Here is a 23,038-nt window from a genome sequence, read left to right on the forward strand (position 1 = left end):
TATTTTTTCTTAATGGTTGTTTTATGGAAAAGATAGGTTAAAATGAATACATATTACGAAGAGGAGTAACCAAATTGAATACAAAAAATAAAAAAATAGCTATGGGAACTATTTTACTAACTTCTCTTATTGGAGTTATTAGTGTATCTCTTTATTTCACCTATTATGGTACCCCTTGGGGAAAACAAGTAGCAATTACGGACTCAAAAGAGTATATTACAAAATATTTTAATCTAGATGCAGAAGTCAAAAATACTTCTTACGATGCTAAAATGAATAGCTATGCAATCTCCTTTGAAACAAGTACCGATGGCGAGTTTACTATCGAATATAAAAGTCCTAATAACTTTAACATTTCTCCAGAAGTGCAAAAGTATTTAAGCACACACTCTAAATTTACAGAGTAGTAACGAAGCGTACATATACAAAAAAGAGTTGGTGTAACGCCAACTCTTTTTTGTATATTCTTATCATACAGTTATATCTTCCTTCTCTATATTTTTAATGCCGTAATATGCAATCACAACTCCAATTGCTGCGAGTGCTAGTTGAAGGGGAAGTAAAGTTGCTGTAGGAAACTCTGGGTTGGTATTCATTGCAATTGAGACAACGATAAGAGATGAAACAATTGTAGTTGGCACTGAACGTTTACGCATTCCGAAATATAATGGGATTAAACTCATCCCCGCAGTTGCAATGGCTAAAGGAACTAGTTTTATTCCTTCTTGCACCAATTGATCTACTGTGAATGAATTAGGAAGAATTGAAAAATAACTATCTATCCCAAAGAAAATTCCTACTACTAAAATGTTAGATACAATAACTGTTATAAATGTTACTATCGCTGTAATAGCCAACTTACTAGCCATCATTTTCTTTCGGTTAATGGGATAAGAAAACATGAGTAGTATTGTTTTATTTTTATATTCGCCAATTATTAACCTTGCTATTAATACACTACCAAAAATAATAAATGTTGCTCTTACTATTGTGCTAGCCATTAGCAAAATCATCTGCGGATCTCTTATTTCTGGATCTCCTTCTATTTGTGCAATGAAACTAACAAAGATTAATAATGCCAGTATAATGATATTTGCAATAACTGCTCCCCTCACATACCATCCAAACTTAAACTTCTTCAATTCTAGATTCATAAGACGTAGCATGATAGTCCTCCTTTCATTTAAACTTTAATCAATATAAATTACCCCTGTTTTACTTAAAATCTTCACTTCGTTTTTTGCATCACCAATAGTTCCTTCTTTTATCTTTTCTGTATTTTTATCTTTCTTAAGTCCTTTTAAATCCACTATTACGTCAGTCAAATTACTTTTAGCCATAAGCTTCAATGATGCCGGGACAACTTTATACCGTACGCCAATATCCCCTGATTTTGTTTCTACAAATAATGATTTTCCTTCTGTCATACCTTTCAGTAATACTTCCCCAGATGTTGAAGTGATGTTCATATTTTCGTTTTTTACATTTTTCACGTAATTATCACCAGTAGTGGAAGTTATATTTACTTCTTGTAATGAACTATCTTTTAACATTAAATCTCCGCTTTCGGATGTAAATTCACCCTTCTCTGCCGATAGTCCTGTAATCATTCCATCTCCAGATTTGCCTTTTGTCACGATGCTTTTTACTACTATATCGTTTATTTTCACATCACCCGATTTATTATTTAATACAATTTTATCTATCTCTTTCTTCGGAATAGCTATACATATACTATTTTTCTTTCTAAACGTAAAACCATAAAAAAATCTGTTCATCTTTTGTTTTTGCTTAATCACAATTTTATTTTCGTCATTTTCTATTTTGACAGGATCTATCTCTTTATCTGCTTGTTCACCTTGAGCAGAAATTACTATTTTATTAGCGTCTGTACTTTTAAACTCAAGATTCCAATTTTCATTGTCTACTTCTATTGCTTTTATATTATTTATATCAAAAGACTTTTCTTTCTTAAAATCTTTCCCCTGAAATACCTTGAAACCAAAAACCGCACTAGCAATTGTAATGAATAATATTGCAATTACTATTATTTTTTTCACCATTCATACCCCAGTTCGTTTTTTGTTTTAGGCTTACTTCACGCCACATCTATCTTGTCAATTTTACGAAACGATAGATAGCTAATGAAAATTCCTAATAAACAGAGCACTATTGGGATAGCTATAAAATCAAACATACTTACTTGACCATTTCCAGGACCAACGTTACTGTTCATCATCATCCCAATTATTACTGCAGAAGTAATCGTTGTCGGTGTTGATTTCTTTCTCATTCCAAAAAATAAAGGAATTAAACTAATACCAGATATCATAAATGCACTTATAATAGTAGCTGGAACGATAGCTATTATTTCCCCCATCGTAACAGGCGTTTCAAGTAGTCCCATTATTGGATTCATACAGAATATGAGCAAACTAATAATGAAAGTAGCGATAATCGTGCTCACAAAACAAAAACAAAAAACAATTGTTAATTTCGCACTCATTAGCATTTTCCTTTGCAGTGGATACATAAATAGTAGCTGTATTGTTTTGTTCTTGTATTCATCAATCACTAAACGTGATAAAATAACCGATGCAAAAATAATAAATGTAATTCTAATAAGAATATTTGCTAAAGACATGTATTCCATATAGCTAGAGAACATCAAATCATCCTCTACCTTAGATCCCCATGCCATAAGACTTACCGCCGCAAAAATTGCTATAATACAAATTGCTACCCCTTTAAAGTAACTAGATAATTTATGTTTCTTCCATTCGAGCTTCATTAATTTAAACATATAAATTACGCCTCCATTCTTTATATACCTGTCTCTACGCTGCTAACATTCTAATTCCAGCAGTAACGAAGCTTAACATTCCTATCACTAGTAGAATCAACAACCATTTCCGCTCTGGTTTTCTATAATATAAAATTCCACTTATTAGCATTACGATAAATCCACTTACCAGATTCAGCCACAGTCCATTAAGCATGAATCCCTTCTCCATCCATTACATTTAAGAAATATTCTTCTAAGGAACTATGTTTCTTATTAATACTTTCAATTTCCACATCGTTCATAATAAGTGCTTTTGAAATGGCCTGCTGAGACGCTGACGTATCATACACACGAATCATGGTTCCACTCATTATTTTGTAGTTTTTTATACCAAGTTTATCTTCTAAAATATAAACTGCACGTTTCACATCAGGAACAGTGATTTCAATGTACTCTGTTTGTTTTCCGTTAATACTCTTCATTGAAACTTCTTTTATTAGTTTTCCATTTTGAATAACACCAATTGTATCCGCCATTAGTTCCATCTCACCTAAAATATGACTAGAAACTAATAATGTAATGCCATATTCTTTGCAGAGCATTTTAAATAACTCTCGTAACTCTTTAATACCAATTGGATCTAAACCGTTAATTGGTTCATCTAAAATGAGCAATTCTGGCTTTGTCACGATTGCCCTTGCAATACCGAGTCGTTGTTTCATTCCTAATGAAAAATCTTTTACTTTTTTATTATCTATCCCTTTTAGTTTCACTAAATGTAAAGCATGGTCAATTGCATTTTTATCGTAGTAGCCCATATATTCACAATGCAGGTCTAAGTTTTCTTTCGCCGTTAATTTATCATAAAAGATTGGGTATTCAATAATTGTCCCCATTCTTTTTAGTACTTCATAAGATGTATCTGTTAATTTCTCACCGAAGATTTCAATATCACCACTCGTCGGTTTTATTAAATTTGTAATCATTTTCATAATCGTTGTTTTACCAGCACCGTTTGGTCCTAAAAAACCGTAAATTTCTCCTTTTTTCACATGCATGTTAACACCGGAAATAACTTCTTTCCCTTTAAACACTTTCGTTAACTGGTTTGTTTTTAATATATATGTCATGTTACTTTCCCCTTTCGCAATACTCTATATTTCTATAATAGACAACGGAAATCTCTTTTTTCTTACCCGTTTCTTACAAATTCCTTACGCTGAAAAAAAGCTTGTAGAATCTACTGCTCTACAAGCTAAAATTGCATCTTTGTTAATACAATTGTAAAAATTGTTTTTTCATACGGTTTACTAGAGAGGTGAATTTTTCCGTCCATCGCTTCCACAAGCCGTTTCGTAATCGTTAATCCTAGACCGCTTCCTTGGTACAATCTATTTCTTGAATCTTCAAGTGTGTACATACGCTCAAATACTTTATCAATATGAGATTCATCAATCCCTTTTCCTTTATCCCATACGTCTATATACACACTCGTTTCATCATCTCTTAACGTCATACCAAGTGCCTTTCCATCGTCTCCATATGTAATCGCATTTGATATTAAATTATTCAATACCCTACCTAATACTTCTACATTTCCAAGTGCGTATATATTTCTTTCTGGTATATCAATATGAACCTGAAAACCTTTCGTCGTCACTAAATCATAAAAAGATAAAATCTTCTCGCGGCAAACTTCATTCATATTTACTTTTGTCATTTCAATTGCTTTGTCACCAGATTCTAATTTTGCCAAGTCAAAAAACTTATGAATTAACTCCATCACTTCTAGTGTTTTCGTATGCACTTTTTCAAGTAATATTTGCTGTTCTTCTTTACTTATCGTTTTATCCTTATTTAACATTTCTGTATATCCAAGAATAACTGTTAGTGGTGTTTTCAAGTCATGCGAAATATTTGAAAGCATTTTTCTCATCGAAATTTCTACTTTTGCATGATCTGCATTCGTTTTCTGTTTTGCATCTAATAATTGATTAATTGCCACTAATAATTTTTGCAATTCTAGATCATCTGTCATAACGAGTAACGTCTCGCCTGTTTTGTCATTTACAATACTTTCTAACTTTTCATATGTGTATCGTAAATTTTTACTACTATTTTTTCTCATTCTATATTGCATATAAATAACACATAACAATATAAAAATAATACCTATTAACAAATTGACCATATTACATCACTTCCAACTTATAGCCGATGCCCCATAACGTTTTAATATATTCTGGATTAGATGGATCACTTTCGATTTTCTCACGCAATCTTCTCATATGAACATTAATAACGTTATCGTCACCGTAATACTCTTCATTCCAAACTAACGTATATATTTGCGCTTTTGTAAATACACGATTTTGGTTCTTTACGAATAGCTTTAAAATCTCAAATTCTTTTAAAGTGAGTTTGAGAGGCTTCCCGTTTTTTTCAACTGTAAAATTAATTGGATCAATTGTTAAATCACCAATTTGAATCATTTTTTCTATTGTTTCTGTAGCCGAGTATTTCGTAGACCTCCGAATACCTGCTTTTACACGTGCAGCCAATTCAATCATAGAAAACGGCTTACAAATGTAATCATCTGCTCCAAGTCCTAATCCAACAGCTTTATCAACATCTGTATCTTTTGCCGACATCATTAAAATCGGAACTGCACTTTTTTCACGAATAATACGTACAACCTCTAATCCATCTAGCTTCGGCATCATAATGTCGAGGATAATCAAATCAAATGAACCTTTTAAATATGTGTTCACGCCTTCCTCTCCATCAGACGCGATTGTAACTTGAAAGCCCTCTTTTATTAAATACTTTTCCACCATCTCTTGAATTGAAATATCATCTTCCACTAATAAAATATGATGTGACATATGTCTATCCCCTTTTTACAAACATTAACATGCTAATTGTATCGTAACGAATGAACACTGTGAAGAATAATATGAATTTTCAAACCAACTTCCCTTCCTTCCATAACAATGATATGATGAAATTTACTACGATAGTTCATAATTAACTTTATATAAAGGAGACTTATCATGTCAGAAAACAAAAAAGTAAGCTTAGCTGATTTAATGCGCGAACAACTTGCAAAGAAAAAGCAAGGTAACGGTAATGGTCAGAATGCCAAAAACCAAAGCCAAGAAACAAAAAAATTACAAAACCAACAAACGAAGAAAACAAACAACCAACGTAGACGTACAGGTGTATAAATGAACGGACAAAAACGTTCTAATATCGCACCCGGCCTTGAAGTTGATATTGTATTAAAACAAGATCAACGCACCGGCAAATTAACACGTGGAATTGTAAAAGATATTTTAACAAACTCCCCTTCCCATCCGCATGGCATTAAAGTACGATTGCAAGACGGGCAAGTCGGTAGAGTACAAAATATCGTTCAATAAGAAAAGGAGCTCAAGTAAACTCGAGCTCCTTTTCTTTATTACCCTTTAATTTTCTCGATGAAAACTACTTTTAAATAGTCTCCTTCTTTAAATTGATCAATGGTACGGAAATCTTCTGGTAAAGAATGTTCTTCTAATATTTTATATTTGCCATTCATTTCTTTAAATGCCGTATCGATAAAGCCTTTAAACTTTTTCATATCGAACGCACTACAATTTGTAGAAGCAACGATAATCCCGTTATTTTCTGTAATAGCAATTGTTTCTTTTAATAAATTTTTATAATCTTTCGCTGCACTAAATGTATATTTCTTTGAGCGTGCAAAGCTTGGAGGATCAAGTACGACCATATCAAATTTCATCTTTTTCTTCGCTGCATATTTGAAGTACAGAAAGACATCTTCTACAATAATATCTTGTGCTTCATAATCAACTTCATTTACACTAAACTGCTCAATCGTTTTACTTAAACTACGATTTGCAAGATCCACACTCGTCGTTTTGCTCGCTCCGCCAAGCGCTGCAAATACAGAGAAAGCACCTGTATAAGAGAACATATTCAACACGGTTCTTCCCTTTGCATATTTATCACGAATTTGTTTTCGCACGTTACGCTGATCTAAAAATACACCAACCATCGCTCCGTCATTTAAATATACAGCGAAGTTCACACCATTCTCTTTTACGATAAGCGGGAACTCACCGCGCTCTCCTGCTACGAAATCATCACCTTCAATGTATTTCCCTTTCGTATCAAAACGCTTTTTCTCATAAATGCCTTTAAAGTTTGCTACTTTTTGAAGAGCTGCTATAATCTCATCTCTGAAAGTGTAAATCCCTTCACTATACCAACTTACTACGTAGTAGCCGTCATAGTAATCGATAATTAATCCACCAAGACCATCACCTTCACCATTCACCACACGGAATGCTGTCGTATCACTTGATTTATAAAATTGTTTTCGTTTATGTAAGGCAGATTTGATTTTACTTTCAAAGAAAGATTGATTAATTTGTTCACTCTCTTTTCTCGTTAAAATCCAGCCGTATCCTTTATTTTGTTTTCCATAATAACCTTTTCCGACAAAGTTGTTCTTCTCATCTACTACTTTGATGATTGTCCCTTCTTCACGAACATCGTTTAAATTTTGAATTGCATCTTTTAAAATAAGTGGATATCCACTTTTAATTTCTTTTATAAATTTCGGTTTTATTTTTATAGTTACTTCTGATCGCATATAATAACTTCCTTTCCATTTGCATGCTTTCTCTATAGGAAGCATTTAAAAAACGAGCCTGAAAAAACAGCCTCGTTTCACTATACCATATTATTGCTTTGCTAGTACAACTCGCTCATTCTCACACTTAACCGCCACATATTTACTACGTTTTGAAATGGAACTCTCACTGTCCAAAATAATAGAAAAAATTATATATTTCACATTTACCATTGACATTGATAATGATTTTCATTATCATTTAATGTATATGAGTTCTTGAAAATATAGCTACATTTATAGGAGGAATAAACATGATTATTGTTACAAATACAGCTAAAATTACAAAGGGAAATGGACATAAATTAATTGAGCGTTTTAATAAAGTAGGTAAAGTTGAAACGATGCCAGGCTTTTTAGGTCTAGAAGTTCTTTTAACGCAAAATACAGTTGATTATGATGAAGTAACAATTAGCACTCGCTGGAATGCAAAAGAAGATTTCCAAGGTTGGACAAAGAGCGCCGCATTTAAAGATGCTCACTCACATCAAGGCGGGATGCCAGAATATATTCTTGATAATAAAATTGCTTACTATGATGTAAAAGTTGTACGTATGCCAATGGCTGCAGCACAGTAAAAACAGTTCTTTTTTTTAGTATAGAATATGAGAAGCGTTATCTATCACTTCTCATATTCTATACTTTTTTCTTTAATTTCTTTTTACTAATTTTGCGTGTACAACTAGCCTTCCAGCCTCTGGATCAAGCGCATAGTCACAAGTAGAAAGTGTTACAATTTCATCATTAGCCGTCAATTCCGTATCCGTTTTGTACAGTGATTTTTCTTGAATTTCCTTTAAGAACGATGTATATGCTGCATCATTTTCAAAATCCGTTTCAATGTAATAAAAGTCCGTTGTTGTCGTGTATACTGAAAAAACTTCAACGTCGTATCCTTCAAATAATGTATCGTAATATAATTTACGATGGGACATGAAAAAGTCTTCGTCCAACATCTTTTTTAAACTACCAAACATAGAACCGTCTTTCATACGATGACCATATAAAATCGTATTGCGATTTCGAGATTTCACATCATTACGATGGTCCATAAAAATGCTGCCCGCTCTCATATCTTCACCTTTATAATTACGAAATAAATAGTAATCATTATCTTTTGCTTGAACGATTGGATAATTAATTTGTGTATCATCCATCGTAATCCATCCGACTATCTCTGGATTAATTTTCTGGAGATCCTGAAACTGTTTACGTACCTCTCCATCTTCTGATTTTTCTTCCATTGGACTTCTTTTATAAATATGTTGTGCCTCAGCCATTACTTTACGATTTTCATAATAATCCATGAAAATCCCGCCCAACTCATACATTGAATAGAAAAAGATTCCTAAAAACACAATTGTAAGTATACGTTGAAAAAAAGAATTCTTTTTCCGTCCTTTCTTACTATTCAAATTATCACCTCAAAACGGATTATGCTCAGCCTTTAGATTCCCATAGGTACCATGTACAATCCGGTATCTTCATCCTGCTTTACAATGACATCTACACCATATATTGCTTTAACCATTTCTTCTGTTATTACATCATTAGGATTACCTTTCGTAATGATCTTTCCATCTTTCATAACGATAATATGGTCGCTATAACGAATGGCTTGATTAATATCATGTAATACCATTACAATCGTTAGCCCATACACTTCATTTAACTCTTTCACTAACTCTAATATTTCTAGCTGATAGTAAATATCTAAATATGTTGTCGGTTCATCTAAGAAAAGCATTGGTGTATTTTGAGCTAATGTCATTGCAATCCAAACTCGCTGCCTCTCTCCACCAGATAAAGCATAGATTGGCTTATCACGCTTACTTTGTAAATTCGTACATACTAGTGCGCGCTCTATCGCTTCTCTATCTTCATCTGTTTGCGGAGAGAAAATATTTTTATATGGCATACGCCCAAAGCTTATTAGCTTTTCCACTGTAATATCTGCTGGAGCCTCATTTTGTTGATGGACAACTGCTAGCTTTCTAGCAAACTCTTTCGGTTTATATTCACTAATCGCTTTCCCATCAAGTATTACTTCTCCACTGCTAGGAACGTGATTTCTAGACATGACACTAAGTAATGTTGATTTCCCGCATCCATTCGGGCCAATGATTATTGTAATTTTCCCAATTTCTATTTCACTACTAACAGACTTTAAACGATTTGTTACGTTATCGTATGAAAAGGTTACATTTTTAATTTCCATGAACTTTATCACTCTTTCTAAGCAAGAATATTAAGAATGGACCACCAATAACCGCCATAATTGTTGCTGCTGGAATTTCGTTAGGTGGCACAATTAACCTTCCAATCGTATCCGCCGTCAAAATTAATAACGCGCCTGCAAGAGCAGAAAATGGAATTAATACTTTATGGTCTGAACCGACTAATTGTCTTGAAATATGCGGAACTAGTAATCCTACAAAAGCAATAACACCTGCAATCGCTGTTGATACTGCCGCTAAGAGTACTGCAATGGCAGAAATAATAAGACGAACTCTCGTCACGTGCAAGCCTAAGTTTTTCGCAGTCTTATCTTGTAGCGATAATAAGTTACACCAAGCTCCTACGAACAGAGCAAGAATAAGACCAATCGTTCCATAAGTCACCATTATTTCTACATCGCCCCACGTCTTCATTGTTATGTTAGAAGTCGTCGTTTGCTTAATACTCTTAATAAAATACCCACAAATCGTAACGAATGATTCATTTAATCCAGTAAACATCGCATTAATGGCAATACCAATTAAAATAATGCGAAGCGGGCTTAACCCTGACTTCCATGAAAACGAATAAACGAGATAACACGCAAACGCACCACCTAAAAAGGCGAATACGGGTGTCCAGAAAAAGAATTGCGGGAACAACGTAATAATAACGAGTGTCATAAAACTAGCTCCTGAAGATATACCGATTACCCCAGCATCAGCGAGTGGATTCTTCATAACAGCTTGAAAAAGCACCCCTGAAACAGCAAGAGCCGCTCCAGTGAACAGCGCAATAATAATACGCGGGAAACGTAAATCTTTAATGACTTCAACATCTTCATTCCCACCTGTAAATATCCCTTGCACAAGTTCAACAATACCTACTTCTAAACTCCCTTTCATCGCTGACAATGATGTCATAACAATGAGCAATGCAGTAACAATGAGGAAACTCCAAGTTTTTTTATTCATTCTGCTCTTCCTTTATATTAAAATGCATCACGGATACATCATTTTTTTCAATTCATCTAACGCTTCAATTGCTGCTAAATTGCCTGTCGTTCCAAATAAACGCTCTTCTAAATCGTATACACGGTTATTTTTAACCGCAGCAAAGTGTTTCCAAATGTCATTTGTTTTAAATTCTTTATCAAACATTTTTACAACTTCATCAGGCATACCATGAGCTGCTCGTAAAATAATATCTGGATCAGCTTTCTTTAAATACTCTGTATTAGAAGCTAAATATTCTACTTGTTCACCTTGCACAATATTTTTACCACCTAGTTGTTTCACTAAATCTCCAATATAAGAATGCTCTGTTGCTACTAAATAACTGCCCGGCACACCTAATAATATAAGCACTGTCGGTTCTTTCTTTCCTTTTACTTCCTTTTGAATGCTAGCAACCTTTTTATCTAACTTAGTTACTACTGCTTCAGCCTGCTTTTCACGTCCATATTTCTTACCTAAATCGCTAATAGAACTTTGCATATTTTTTAAACTCGTTAAATCTAAAAAGTTTGCTTTCATACCCACACCATCAATAACTGGCTTTAATTCATATTCAAGTGTTGTCACAGATAACACTTCTGAAGGCTTTAATGACTTTACCTTTTCCATATCTGGACTCATTGGATTCCCAACTTCAGGTAAACCTTTATATCGCTTCGGTAAAGTTTTAGAACTTGTTGGAACGCCGACTAAATCTACTTCTAACGCATCCATAATTTCAGTAACAGCCACTGTTGTTGCAACAACGCGCTCCTTACTCTCACTCTTTACCTGCTTTGCTGTTTCTTTTTTTGGTGATGAGCACCCGGCTATACTCATTAACAAAATGATAGCCATTAGTACACTTACGATTTTCTTCACTCTCAATCACCACTCCCTTCCATACAATATGAAACAAGTCTTGATGCACGCGAACATGCATCAAGACTCCAAAAATTACAATCTACCTGCTCTATATTTACGAACTAGTAAAGCAAGTGAACCTAGCAGTAACACCATGTATAAACCAAGTTGTGCTGTATCTGCAGTTTTTGAGTTTTTCTCTTTTTTCGAATCATTTTTTGTATCTTCTTTTTTCTTCTGACCATCTGCATTTCGGTTAAAATCAGGAGTACCTACTGTTTTTACATTATCTACTTTCGGTGTAGTCACTGGATTTTTCGGTTCATTTTTCGGTTCCTCTTTAATAGTTCCTAACGCGCCGATATTATTTGTATCAAATTGAATTTGTACATCGTAGAAATGATGGTAGTTCATCTCATCGATGTCTACCTTTACTTTTGCGTTTAATTTTTTAAATAGATCTTCTACTTCAAACTGTACTACTCGCGTATTTGCATTTTTATCTTCGCTTACTACTTTCGCATCAGCGAATAGTTCCTTGTTTTCCGTTTGGAATTTCGTAATCCACGCACTATTTTTCAGCGTCATCTCAATGTATTTTTTACCATCTTTTACGATTAATTTCGCTGGATTTACAACATAGTCATTCATCTTTGAAATCTCATCTGTTTTATCTTTTAATACTTTAAATGTAATATCATATTGGCCATCTACTAAATTTGTCGGATCAACTATTACTTTCGGGTTATTATTTCCACCTTGGTTGTTGTTTCCACCTTGGTTGTCATTCCCGCCTTGGTTGTCGTTTCCTCCTTGGTTGTCATTCTCGCCTTGGTTGTCGTTTCCTCCTTGGTTCCCTAAAGCTTTAATACTGTCTTGATCAAATACAAATTGAACATCGTAGAAATGGTGATAATTCATTGAATCAATATCTACTTTTACTTTTGCATTTAATTTTTTAGACAAATCGTTTACTTCTACTTCTACTACTCTTGTATTTTGTTCTTTATTTTCACTTAACACTTTTGCATTAACGAAAGAACCATTCTTCTCAAATTCAAATTTCGTAATCCATGTACTATTTGTTAATGTAAACGATACGTATTTCTTACCATCTTTTACTTTTAATACACCTGGGCTTTTTGTGTATGTGTTCATCATTGAGATTTCATCTGTTTGATCTTTTAACACTTTAAAGCCAATGCTGTATTCACCATCTTTAAGAGCTTTTGGATCAATTGTTGTGTTATTATCTTGGTTGTTGTTTCCACCTTGGTTGTTATTTCCGCCTTGGTTGTCGTTTCCTCCTTGGTTGTCGTTTCCACCTTGGTTGTTATTTCCACCTTGGTTGTCGTTTCCGCCTTGGTTGTCGTTTCCACCTTGGTTGTTATTTCCACCTTGGTTGTCTAACGGCTTAATGCTACCTTTATCAAATGCAAATTGAATATCGTAAAAATGGTGATAATTCATTGAATCGATATCTACTTTTACTTTTGCATTTAACTTTTTCGATAAATCTGGTACTTCTACTTCCACTACGCGTGTATCAGCTTTTTTATCTTCACTTATTACTTTCGCATCAACAAACGAACCATTTTTCTCAAATTCAAATTTTGTAATCCAAGAACTGTTCGTTAACGTAAATGATACATACTTCTTACCATCTTTTACTTTTAGCACACCTGGACTTTTTGTATATGTGTTCATCATTGAAATTTCGTCTGTTTGATCTTTTAATGCTTTAAAATTGATGCTGTATTCACCATCTTTAATTGTTTCAGCATCTGGTTTTTTATTTTCATCTGGTTTTTCTGCTTCCGGTTTTTCTACTTCTGGTTTTTCTGCTTCTGGTTTTTCTACTTCCGGTTTTTCTACTTCTGGTTTTTCTACTTCTGGTTTTTCTGCTTCTGGTTTTTCTACTTCTGGTTTTTCTACTTCTGGTTTTTCTGCTTCCGGTTTTTCTACTTCTGGTTGTTTCTCTTCATTTTTAATTTGTTCAAGTTTATCTTGTTCAAATAAAAGTTGTACATCATGCGTTTGCTTATAATTTCTTGATGCCATTTCGATAAATACTTTTGTATTTAGTTTTTTAGATAAATCGTTTACTTCAAACTCTACTACTCTTGTATCTTTTTCCTTATCCTCACTCACTACTTTTGCATCAACAAATGCGCCATCTTTTTCCGTTTGGAAATTTTTAATTAATGAGCTACTTTTTAGTGTTACAATTGCTTTTTTCTTACCGTTTTCTACTTTTAATACTCCTGGATTTACCATGTAAGTATTCATCTTAGATTCTTCATCTGTTTGATTTTTTAATACTTTAAATGGAATGCTGTACGCACCATCTGTAATTGTGTTAGAATTTGGTTGTTGATCTGGGTCAGGCTTTTGGTCGGGCTTCTGACCTGGATCGGTAGTTTCATTTGGATTTGGCTTATTAGCTGGGTCCTCTTTTTCATTTGGTTTTTCTACATGAATTGGTGTAATGCTATTTTGATCAAATGCAATACGAACGTCGTACTCATGATGATAATTTAAAAAATCAATATCTACTTTTACTTTTGCATTTAATACCTTCTCTACATCTTCTACATCAAATTCTACTACTCTTGTGTCTTTTTCTTTATCTTCACTAATTACATTTGTCGCAACTAGCTTACCTGCTTTTTCTGTTTCAAACTTCGTAATCCATGAACTATTCGTTAATGTAAAGGATACTTTCTTTTTCCCATCCTTCACTTTTAAAGTTCCCGGGCTTACTGAATATTGATTCATCATCGATTCTTCATCTGATGTATCTTTTAAAACTTTGAAGCCAATTGAATATTCACCGTCAGCCAACTTGGTAGCTGCTTGAACTGCAAGTGGTTGTAATGTTGATACGAATGTAAATATCATTAAAAACATAGCAACAATAATTTTTGTATACCTGTTCAATGGAACGACTCTCCCTTTTGAAAATTATTTAATACTGTTCCCATCAAATACAAAGCGAATATCATACGAAGCATTATAATTAATAATTGGAATATTAATTTTCACCTTGCCATTTAGTTTTTTTGACAAGTCAGCAACTTCAAATTCTACAACTCTAGTATTATCTTTTTTGTTTTCACTTAACACGGTTGTTTCTACAAATTGACCATCTTTTTCTACTTGGAAACTTTTAATAGAAGCACTATCTTTCACTTTAAATGAAACATATTGTTTTCCATTTTTAACTGTTAATGTTGCTGGGCTTTCAAAATAACTATTCATTCTAGACGATTCGTCTTTATCGCCTTTCCATACAGTAAAAGCAATATTATATTTTCCATCAGCTAGTTTTGTAGCAGCCTTTGCATCTTGTAAACCTAGTGTTGCGATAAATGTAAATAAAACAGCAAATACGGCAATAATCATTTTAAATTGTTTAAACATATATTCATCACCCTTCAAAAGATTTATTTACTCAATTTCACTTTACGAATTAAGAAAGCACCTGAAATAAGAATTAACGCTGCAAACAATCCAATACGTGCTTCATCGCCTGTTTTTGGGTTATCTGTTTTTTCAGCTTTTCCATTTTCATTTTTTGTTTCTTTGTTCGCTTCTTTAGCTGTTTCCTTACTCTCTACTTTTGTTTTCTCTTCTTTTACTTGTGTATCTGTTTTCGCTTGATCATTATTTTTTGTTGTAGCAGCTACGCCGTTATCGCCACCTACAGCTTTTACATTTGCATCAAAAGCAAAACGAATTGTGTAGTGGTGGTCATAGTTTGCATTTGGTACAACAACATGAATTTTTACAGCTGCTGGTTTGGATAAATCATCTACTTTAAACTCTACTGTTCTTTTATCTGCCGATTCATCTTTACTAACAACTTTCGCATCAACAAAATTCCCGTTCTCTGGTGCTTTAAATTCTGTAATCCAAGCACTATGATTCATCGGAACTTGTACTCTCATCTCACCGTTTTTCACTATTAATTTTGCTGGCTTTTCAAAATAGTCATTTGCCATTGAAGCTGAATCATTTTCCGCTTTTTGAATTACGTAATTAATATCGTAAGTACCATCAGCTAGTTTTGCTGAAGCATTCCCGTATGGCATTACAAGAAAAGCTAGCATACATACGAACGTTATAATAAAAGCGGGTAATACAGAAACCTTTTTCATTTTTCTTGTTTCCTCCTTTGTTATCTTTCACTTCACTTTTTGAAAATGATAATTATTCTCAATTTACAAGAAAAAAATAATCTCTTCTACCTATTATTTAATTAGCATTCTTTTATGTAATATAAGTATTATTGATTATCATTCTCATTGAATGTTAAAAATAATATCTCACCCTATTCCTTATATGAAGGCATAGAAACTGAGAAAAAATTTCAAAACTTATTTATTGATTATCATTCTCAATATAAATCAAAAAAAATAAACTATCTCTTCTCCTCTTCTTTCACCTCTTCCCCCTAACAACACTTTAGTTATAGAAAACCCTTTTCCCTCACTTCCCTTCCAATATTTCCACAACTAAGTCAATCTTAGCCTACTCATAATTTTTTTGTCAACTATATTACGTATAAAATTTTTAATATCTGAATTTCTCTATATGTGGCTTTTTCTACAAAAAAAGAGACTTTCTATTATAGAAAGCCTCTTTTCCCTATTTTTCTACAGCAATTTCCTGCTTTTGAAACTTAGAAACTATATAACCAAATCCTATACCGATTATGCCTGGAACTAACCAACCAATTCCTACACTATATAATGGAATCTTATCTAAAATAGGTGCTAGCGCTGCAATTTGAAGGTTTGCATTGTGTAACCCATCAAAGAAACTTATTGCAAATGCTCCTACAATCCCGCCCACATACATCGCTAATGGAAGACGAACGTAGTTTTCAACAAGTGATAATACGATAAGTACGATTCCAATTGGATAAATGGCGATTAAGATTGGTAATGCTAATGCATTTAACTGAGTTAACCCAAGGTTTGCTACCATAAATGCTAATACACAGAAAATGAAAACGACTTTTTGATAAGAAAGCTTTGGTAATAAGGAAGAGAAGTAATCACCACAAGCTGCAACAATACCTACAGAAGTTGTTAAACATGCTGCTGTAATTGCGATCCCTAGTAATAAAGTTCCGTAGCTACCAAATAAATGATTCACGACATTTGTTAAAATAATTCCTCCGTTTGCGCCCATTCCAAGCGATACACTAGAAGCTCCAAGATACGCAAGCGCTAAATATACAAGTAGTAAACCAAGTGCTGCAATAAATCCTGCAAAGATTGTTACTTTTGCAATACTATTTTTATTTGTAATGCCTTTTTCTTTTAACGCATGAATTACAACATTTCCGAAAACAAGTGCTGCAAGTCCATCTAAAGTTAAATATCCATCAATAAATCCTTTGAAGAGAGGAGCACTATACGCTTCTGTCGGTGCACCAAATTCTCCAATTGGTGTAATAAGTGCTTTACCTACGATAATTGCAATAACTGCTAATAATATTGGAGTTAGTACTTTACCAATACGCCCCACTAATTTCGAAGGATTTAAAGCTAAATAGAAAGTGACTGCAAAGAAAATAAGTGTAAAGATAACAAGTGGATATGACTGACCAGCTATCTCACTTGGTAAAAACGGTGCAACACTCATCTCATAAGCTACTGTTCCTGTACGCGGCACACTTACGAATACGCCTAAACATAAATAAATTGCAGTGATAAAAACAAGTGCGAATATAGGATGTACACGTCCTGCTAGCTCATTAATATCTCCCTTTAAAGCTATAACAATTACTCCTAATAAAGGTAGTCCAACCCCTGTTACGATAAAACCAAACAGCGCGATCCATACGTCCGTTCCAGCACCTTGCCCTAACGCTGGTGGAAAAATCATATTGCCTGCACCAAAAAACAGTGCAAATAACATTAAACTTATTGCAAACATCTCTGAAAACTTTAAAGATGATTTCATTTCTACTAACCTCCTAAAATAATTAATTGACAAAATATTCTGATTTTAAATCCGTCACATATCCTCTTTCAAGCATACTTCCCCGTAAAAGAACGCAAAAAACACCCGTCCCTAACAAAGGGACGAGTGTTGAAATCGTGGTTCCACCCTTATTCTAATAAAATGAATTTATAGCAAAATAAGCTCATTTTATAGCTCGTGTAAATTGATAACGGTTTTATCCGTCAAGAATTACAATGCATCATGTATGCAGTTCACTCTTGAAGTTTAGAGGTGGTAAGCTTGTCTTTTCGTATTAGGAAGCTCACAGCCTAAGGCTCCCCTCTCTGAGAATCGTAAAATACAACTCATGTCCTCATCATTACTTTTATAAAATATCTTGTCGAAACTTGTTGTTTTTTATTATATGGGCTATTTTTTAAAAAATCAATAGTTTTATTTTTTCTGACAAAAAAATATAGGGAGAAAATTTTTCCTCCCTATAACTGCCCTTTTAATATCTCTAATTCCTCAGTTGCAATGTTCCGCCATTTTCCTACTCCAAGCTCATTTAGCTCTATATTCATAATGCGCACTCGCTTTAGCTTTATTACAGTAAATCCGAAAGCACGACTCATTCTACGAATTTGCCTGTTCATTCCTTGCGTTAAAACGATACGAAATGTTGATTGATCGACTCTCGTCACTTTGCACGGCTTCGTCATACCATCTTTAATCTTTACACCGCTGGACATCTCATCAATAAACCAGTCCGTAAAAGGTTTATCGACTGTGACAACATATTCTTTCTCGTGTTCGTGATCACCGTGTAAAATTTGATTGGCAATCGCGCCATCATTCGTTAATAAAATAAGTCCTTCTGATGCTTTATCTAATCGCCCAACTGGAAAGATTCGCTCTGGGTAATTGATATAATCAATAATATTATCTTCAATATGATCAGCTGCTGTACAAGTAATTCCGACTGGTTTATGGAATGCGATATACACCTTTTCTTTCTCTTCTTTCGCAATAACCTGTCCATCAATCGTTACAACATCACCATCGCTCACAAGTGCACCGTGCGTACATATTTCGCCATTAATAGCCACGCGTCCAGCTTTAATAAGGCGGTCTGTTTCACGTCTTGAGCATGATTTTGCTTCGCTTATGTATTGGTTGATTTTCATGTTTTATTCCTTTTCATATATAATAAAAACGTCAATCTATGGCAATATCATTATGCCACGATTGACGCTTTTTCACTTCGCAAAAACAACTAAATAAATAACCCCAATCACCAAAAATATTCCACAACAAGCTAACAATACTTTTGCAAGTTTGTCCATAAACATATAATGGTTTCCCCTTTGTTTCGTTGTTTGCTATTTTAATTCGACAACTGTTACGCCTAGGCCTCCCTCGCCCATGTCACCGTAACGGTAATTCTTCACGCCGCGATGCTTCTTCAAGTAATCTTGTACACCTTGGCGAAGCGCTCCTGTTCCTTTACCGTGAATGATTGATACACGAGGATAACTTGCAAGCTGGGCATCGTCTAAATATTTTTCAACGCGCATCATTGCATCTTCATAACGTTCACCGCGAAGATCAAGTTCCAATGAAACGTGGTAATCTCTACCCTTCACACTTGCGACTGCTTTTTTCTCTGTTTGCTTCGGTGTGTTAATGTATTCCATGTTAGATTCTTTTACTTTCATCTTCAGAATACCGATTTGTACGCTCCACTCTGTATCACTTACTTTTTCAAGTAATTGACCCTTTTGACCGAACGTTAATACTTTTACTTCATCACCTGCGCGTAACTGTTGTTTCGGCGCAGTGTTTTTCACGTTTACTTTTTGTTTCTTCACAAGCTCTGGCGCTGTTCCTTCTAGACGGCTCTTCGCTTCAATAAGCTCATGGTCTTTCACATTTACAAGCTGTGCTTTACGCAATTGACGAAGTTCTTGAATAATCCCTTCTGCTTCTTTCTTCGCAGCTTCGACTTTTTCTTCCCCTTCTTTTTGCGCTTTTAATAGTTTTTCATCACGCTCATCGTTAAACTCAATAATTTGACGTTGCAACTCACGATGAAGTTTCTCAGATTGTTTGCGAAGTGCCTCTGCTTCGTTCCAGTCACGCTCTGCATTCTTTTGACTTTCTTCTAACTTCGCAATCATATTCTCAATTTTGTTTGTATCTGTACTAATGTGGTTACGTGCTTGGTCAATAACGCGATCAGATAATCCAAGGCGCTTCGAAATTTCAAAGGCGTTACTGCGACCTGGTACACCGATTAATAATTTATACGTTGGGCTTAATGTGTTCACATCGAACTCAACACTCGCATTAATAACTTGCTCACGGTTATATCCGTACGCTTTTAATTCTGGGTAATGCGTCGTAGCAACAACGCGAGCACCGCGGTTACATACTTCATCTAAAATCGAAATGGCTAGTGCAGCACCTTCTTGCGGGTCTGTTCCAGCACCTAATTCATCAAATAAAACTAAGCTTTCAAAATCAGCTTTTTCTAAAATATCTACAATGTTCACCATATGTGAGGAGAACGTACTTAAGCTTTGTTCAATCGACTGCTCATCACCAATATCAGCAAAGATATTTTTAAATACACAAATCTCTGACTCATCCATTACTGGAATGTGAAGGCCAGATTGCGCCATTAATACACAAATACCAACCGTTTTCAGCGTAACTGTTTTACCACCTGTATTCGGTCCTGTAATAACAATTGTTGTGAAATCTTTACCTAGCATAATGTTATTTGGCACAATAATTTCTGGATCGATTAGCGGGTGACGAGCTTGTCTTAAATCCATATAACGCTCGTTATTTACGATTGGTTTCGTTGCTTTAATTCGCTTCGCATAAAAAGCTTTCGCAAAGATGAAATCAAGATTTGCAACTACTTCTACGTTTGATAAAACGATATCGGCTTCTACTGCCACTTCTTCTGTTAACATTAATAAGATGCGTTCAATTTCTTGTTTTTCTTTCACACGTGCTTCTTGTAGTGCATTATTTAATTCTACAATTACTTGTGGTTCAATAAATAATGTTTGTCCAGAAGCAGATTGGTCGTGAACAATACCGCCATATACGCCGCGGTATTCTTGTTTTACTGGGATTACGTAACGTTCATTACGAATTGTTACAATCGAGTCAGACAGCATCTTTTGCGCGTTTGAAGAACGTGTCATATTTTCTAACTTTTCACGAATACGGCTTTCTGCAGTACGAATTTGAGTACGAATACCACGCAGTTTATCACTCGCGCTATCGACTACTTCACCGCCATCACCGATGCAATTTGTAATTTTCTTTTCTAACTCATATAAAGATACAATTTGAGCGACATGAGTTTCTAAAATCGGAAGCTCGACACCGTTATCAGCCATATCTTCAATAAAACGTTTCATATTACGACTACCATACATCGTATTCGCAATATCAAGTAGTTCATTGGGGCTTAACATACTTCCAATCTTTGCACGCTTCACATTTGAGCGAATATCCGTAATGCCACCTAATGGTGCACTACCTTTTAAACGAATGACTTTCGCTGCTTCATCCGTTGTATCTTGCATTTCCACAATTTCTTCAAAATCAGTGCTCGGCACTAAATTCTTCACTTTATCACGGCCAAGTGAAGAGGCTGTATGTTCAAGTAATTGTTCTTTTACTTTATTGTATTCTAATACACGCAACGTTCTTTCTAACATGTTGCAGGTCCCCCTTGTGTTACTTATTACGTTTAATATAGTCTAATAAACGTTCAATATCCCATGTGTTAATCACGTTATCTTTTTGAATCCAACCTTTACGTGCTGCAGCTACACCTGTTTCCATATCTTCTAACATTTCAAGTGTATGAGCATCCGTATTAATCGCTACTTTTACACCAGCATCTTGTGCTTGTTTTAATAATTTCGCGCTTAAATCTAGACGGTTCGGATTCGCATTTAATTCTAAAACTGTATTTGTCTCTTTTGCGAGTTTAATTAATAAATCTGTATCTACATCATAACCCTCACGGCGCCCGAGAAGACGTCCTGTCGGATGGGCAATCATTGTGACATGTTTATTCTCAAGTGCAGTACGCAGACGTTTCATAATCGTTTCACGGTCTTGTGAGAAGCTAGAGTGAATCGCTCCAATGACATAGTCTAATTCTTCTAATACTTCATCATCAAAATCAAGCGAGGCATCTGGTAAAATGTCCATTTCAATTCCGCGTAAAATTGTAATGTCTGGATACTTTTCATTCATACGTTCAATTTCTTTCGCTTGCTCACGAAGACGCTCTTTCGTTAAACCATTCGCTACTTTCAAGTATTGCGAGTGATCAGTAATCGCCATAAACTTGTATCCACGAGCACGGCACGCTTGTACCATTTCTTCAATAGAAAAAGCACCGTCACTCCAAGTTGTATGCATATGTAAATCACCTTGTATATCGGAAAACTGAATTAAGTTTGGATACTCTTTAATTAATTCAATTTCTTTTCCATCTTCACGCACTTCTGGCGGAATAAATGGCAGACCGAAATGAGCGAAGAAGTCTTCTTCAGTCTCAAATGTTTTCACTTCACCTGTTTCCAAGTTCTCTACACCGTACTCACTAATTTTCTCGCCTTTATCTTTTGCGATTTGACGCATTTTTACGTTATGGTCCTTTGATCCTGTGAAATGGTGAAGAGTTGTAATAAACTCTTCTGGTTTTACTAAACGAAAATCAATTGAAATATCATATTCATATTGAAGACGGACAGAAACTTTCGTATCTCCACTCGCGATTACTTCAATCATATTATCGAATTGTAGTAAATGCTCACGTACCGCTGCTGGTTCTGTCGTTGCAATGATAAAATCTAAATCTTTCACTGTCTCACGAACACGGCGTAAGCTACCAGCGCGAGAGAAACGAATGACTTCAGCAACATTCGACAATTTCTCCTCTATTTCCCCGGCAATAGGCAATACCATCGCAATTGGTAAACGCTCTGGACGAGAGCCTACTTGATCGATTGCTTCTAATATTTTCTCTTCTGTCTTCTTACCGAAACCTGCTAAAGCCTGTACTTTATTTTCCTCACAAACAGCTTTTAGCGATTCCATATCAACAACACCAAGTTCTTTATATAACTTAGCCACCTTTTTACCACCAAGTCCTGGTAGTTTTAATAACGGCAATAAGCTACTAGGTACTTCTTTCTCAAGTTCTTGCAATACTTCAGATGTTCCCGATTCTATATATTCTTGAATAACGGCTGCTGTTCCTTTTCCGATCCCTGGAATCTTTGTGAAATCTTCAATTTCAGAAAGACTACGATCGTCACTTTCTAATGCTGCTGCCGCTTTACGAAATGCAGATATTTTAAATGGATTCGCACCCTTTAGTTCCATAAAAAGCCCGATTGTCTCTAATAATTTGATAACTTGTTTTTTATTTACTTTCATCATTGCCCCGCCTTTCTTTCATAGAAAAAAACTTCTCTT

At 34.6% G+C, this 23,038-nt stretch carries 23 protein-coding genes and 1 other annotated feature; of the genes, 4 read left to right on the forward strand and 19 right to left on the reverse strand.

Features of this window, described 5'->3' with window-relative positions:
- Positions 1–74 precede the first annotated feature (74 nt).
- Positions 75–407 (forward strand): YfjL-like protein, encoded by a 333-nt coding sequence (locus tag AC3EMB_RS22285; RefSeq protein ID WP_001093302.1) that lies wholly within the window; start codon positions 75–77, stop codon positions 405–407.
- Between the two features lie 63 nt (positions 408–470).
- Here the strand turns inward: AC3EMB_RS22285 and AC3EMB_RS22290 are convergent, their stop codons facing one another.
- The 7 genes from AC3EMB_RS22290 to AC3EMB_RS22320 all read right to left on the reverse strand — a co-directional run bounded on the left by AC3EMB_RS22290 (position 471) and on the right by AC3EMB_RS22320 (position 5,670).
- Positions 471–1,166 (reverse strand): ABC transporter permease, encoded by a 696-nt coding sequence (locus AC3EMB_RS22290; protein WP_053563587.1) that lies wholly within the window; start codon positions 1,164–1,166, stop codon positions 471–473.
- 24 nt (positions 1,167–1,190) lie between these two features.
- The gene (locus tag AC3EMB_RS22295) at positions 1,191–2,063 is read right to left on the reverse strand and encodes a DUF4097 family beta strand repeat-containing protein (protein WP_353810686.1); all 873 of its coding nucleotides are present in this window, start codon (positions 2,061–2,063) and stop codon (positions 1,191–1,193) included.
- A 35-nt stretch (positions 2,064–2,098) separates the two neighbouring features.
- Positions 2,099–2,803: an ABC transporter permease gene (locus AC3EMB_RS22300; RefSeq protein WP_000475536.1), complete on the reverse strand. Its 705-nt coding sequence runs from the start codon at positions 2,801–2,803 to the stop codon at positions 2,099–2,101.
- A gap of 34 nt (positions 2,804–2,837) precedes the next feature.
- Positions 2,838–2,999, reverse strand: coding sequence for a hypothetical protein (locus tag AC3EMB_RS22305; protein ID WP_000931814.1), 162 nt, complete (start codon positions 2,997–2,999; stop codon positions 2,838–2,840).
- The gene (locus AC3EMB_RS22310; protein WP_353810687.1) at positions 2,992–3,915 is read right to left on the reverse strand and encodes an ABC transporter ATP-binding protein; all 924 of its coding nucleotides are present in this window, start codon (positions 3,913–3,915) and stop codon (positions 2,992–2,994) included. The genes AC3EMB_RS22305 and AC3EMB_RS22310 overlap by 8 nt, the downstream gene beginning before the upstream one ends.
- 125 nt (positions 3,916–4,040) lie before the next feature.
- On the reverse strand, positions 4,041–4,976 hold the full coding sequence (locus AC3EMB_RS22315) for a HAMP domain-containing histidine kinase (protein ID WP_053563585.1): 936 nt from the start codon (positions 4,974–4,976) through the stop codon (positions 4,041–4,043).
- Between the two features lies 1 nt (position 4,977).
- Positions 4,978–5,670: a response regulator transcription factor gene (locus tag AC3EMB_RS22320; protein ID WP_000018029.1), complete on the reverse strand. Its 693-nt coding sequence runs from the start codon at positions 5,668–5,670 to the stop codon at positions 4,978–4,980.
- A 168-nt stretch (positions 5,671–5,838) separates the two neighbouring features.
- Here AC3EMB_RS22320 and AC3EMB_RS22325 point away from each other — a divergent pair, with 168 nt between their 5' ends.
- Both AC3EMB_RS22325 and AC3EMB_RS22330 read left to right on the forward strand, forming a co-directional pair.
- A complete protein-coding gene (locus AC3EMB_RS22325) occupies positions 5,839–6,012 on the forward strand; it encodes a hypothetical protein (RefSeq protein ID WP_001293578.1) in 174 nt (57 codons plus the stop codon).
- A complete protein-coding gene (locus AC3EMB_RS22330; RefSeq protein ID WP_001014310.1) occupies positions 6,013–6,207 on the forward strand; it encodes a YwbE family protein in 195 nt (64 codons plus the stop codon). It abuts the gene before it with no gap.
- Positions 6,208–6,245: 38 nt separating this feature from the next.
- Here the strand turns inward: AC3EMB_RS22330 and AC3EMB_RS22335 are convergent, their stop codons facing one another.
- Positions 6,246–7,445 (reverse strand): class I SAM-dependent rRNA methyltransferase, encoded by a 1,200-nt coding sequence (locus AC3EMB_RS22335; protein ID WP_053563583.1) that lies wholly within the window; start codon positions 7,443–7,445, stop codon positions 6,246–6,248.
- Between the two features lie 293 nt (positions 7,446–7,738).
- Between AC3EMB_RS22335 and isdG the strand changes: the two genes are divergently transcribed.
- The gene (gene isdG, locus AC3EMB_RS22340; protein WP_000587818.1) at positions 7,739–8,062 is read left to right on the forward strand and encodes a heme oxygenase; all 324 of its coding nucleotides are present in this window, start codon (positions 7,739–7,741) and stop codon (positions 8,060–8,062) included.
- 72 nt (positions 8,063–8,134) lie between these two features.
- Here isdG and srtB read toward each other — a convergent pair whose 3' ends face one another.
- From srtB to polX, 11 genes are all read right to left on the reverse strand, one after another.
- Positions 8,135–8,899, reverse strand: a complete 765-nt coding sequence (gene srtB / locus AC3EMB_RS22345) for a class B sortase (RefSeq protein ID WP_157417504.1) — start codon at positions 8,897–8,899, stop codon at positions 8,135–8,137.
- Between the two features lie 32 nt (positions 8,900–8,931).
- The gene (locus AC3EMB_RS22350; protein ID WP_488517281.1) at positions 8,932–9,702 is read right to left on the reverse strand and encodes an ABC transporter ATP-binding protein; all 771 of its coding nucleotides are present in this window, start codon (positions 9,700–9,702) and stop codon (positions 8,932–8,934) included.
- Positions 9,692–10,675: a FecCD family ABC transporter permease gene (locus AC3EMB_RS22355; RefSeq protein ID WP_001036841.1), complete on the reverse strand. Its 984-nt coding sequence runs from the start codon at positions 10,673–10,675 to the stop codon at positions 9,692–9,694. Before AC3EMB_RS22355 ends, AC3EMB_RS22350 begins: the two co-directional genes overlap by 11 nt.
- A 27-nt stretch (positions 10,676–10,702) precedes the next feature.
- Complete coding sequence (isdE, locus tag AC3EMB_RS22360; protein WP_071731436.1) at positions 10,703–11,584, reverse strand: heme ABC transporter substrate-binding protein IsdE; 882 nt, start codon at positions 11,582–11,584, stop codon at positions 10,703–10,705.
- Between the two features lie 69 nt (positions 11,585–11,653).
- Positions 11,654–14,500 (reverse strand): NEAT domain-containing protein, encoded by a 2,847-nt coding sequence (locus AC3EMB_RS22365; protein ID WP_488517282.1) that lies wholly within the window; start codon positions 14,498–14,500, stop codon positions 11,654–11,656.
- A gap of 24 nt (positions 14,501–14,524) precedes the next feature.
- Positions 14,525–14,983 (reverse strand): NEAT domain-containing protein, encoded by a 459-nt coding sequence (locus AC3EMB_RS22370; protein ID WP_000476164.1) that lies wholly within the window; start codon positions 14,981–14,983, stop codon positions 14,525–14,527.
- Between the two features lie 23 nt (positions 14,984–15,006).
- Positions 15,007–15,720, reverse strand: coding sequence for a heme uptake protein IsdC (gene isdC, locus AC3EMB_RS22375; protein WP_023523143.1), 714 nt, complete (start codon positions 15,718–15,720; stop codon positions 15,007–15,009).
- A gap of 490 nt (positions 15,721–16,210) precedes the next feature.
- Positions 16,211–17,536 carry a branched-chain amino acid transport system II carrier protein BrnQ6 gene (gene brnQ6, locus AC3EMB_RS22380; protein ID WP_000842650.1) on the reverse strand — a complete coding sequence of 442 codons (1,326 nt, stop codon included), beginning with the start codon at positions 17,534–17,536 and terminating at the stop codon, positions 16,211–16,213.
- Between the two features lie 115 nt (positions 17,537–17,651).
- Positions 17,652–17,907 (reverse strand) — a binding site (T-box leader).
- 108 nt (positions 17,908–18,015) lie between these two features.
- A complete protein-coding gene (locus AC3EMB_RS22385) occupies positions 18,016–18,705 on the reverse strand; it encodes a 23S rRNA pseudouridine(2604) synthase RluF (RefSeq protein WP_000700737.1) in 690 nt (229 codons plus the stop codon).
- Between the two features lie 195 nt (positions 18,706–18,900).
- A complete protein-coding gene (locus AC3EMB_RS22390) occupies positions 18,901–21,261 on the reverse strand; it encodes an endonuclease MutS2 (RefSeq protein WP_000893743.1) in 2,361 nt (786 codons plus the stop codon).
- A 19-nt stretch (positions 21,262–21,280) separates the two neighbouring features.
- On the reverse strand, positions 21,281–22,999 hold the full coding sequence (polX, locus tag AC3EMB_RS22395) for a DNA polymerase/3'-5' exonuclease PolX (protein WP_071731433.1): 1,719 nt from the start codon (positions 22,997–22,999) through the stop codon (positions 21,281–21,283).
- Positions 23,000–23,038: the final 39 nt, after the last annotated feature.

This window comes from Bacillus sp. LQ16, assembly GCF_057784645.1.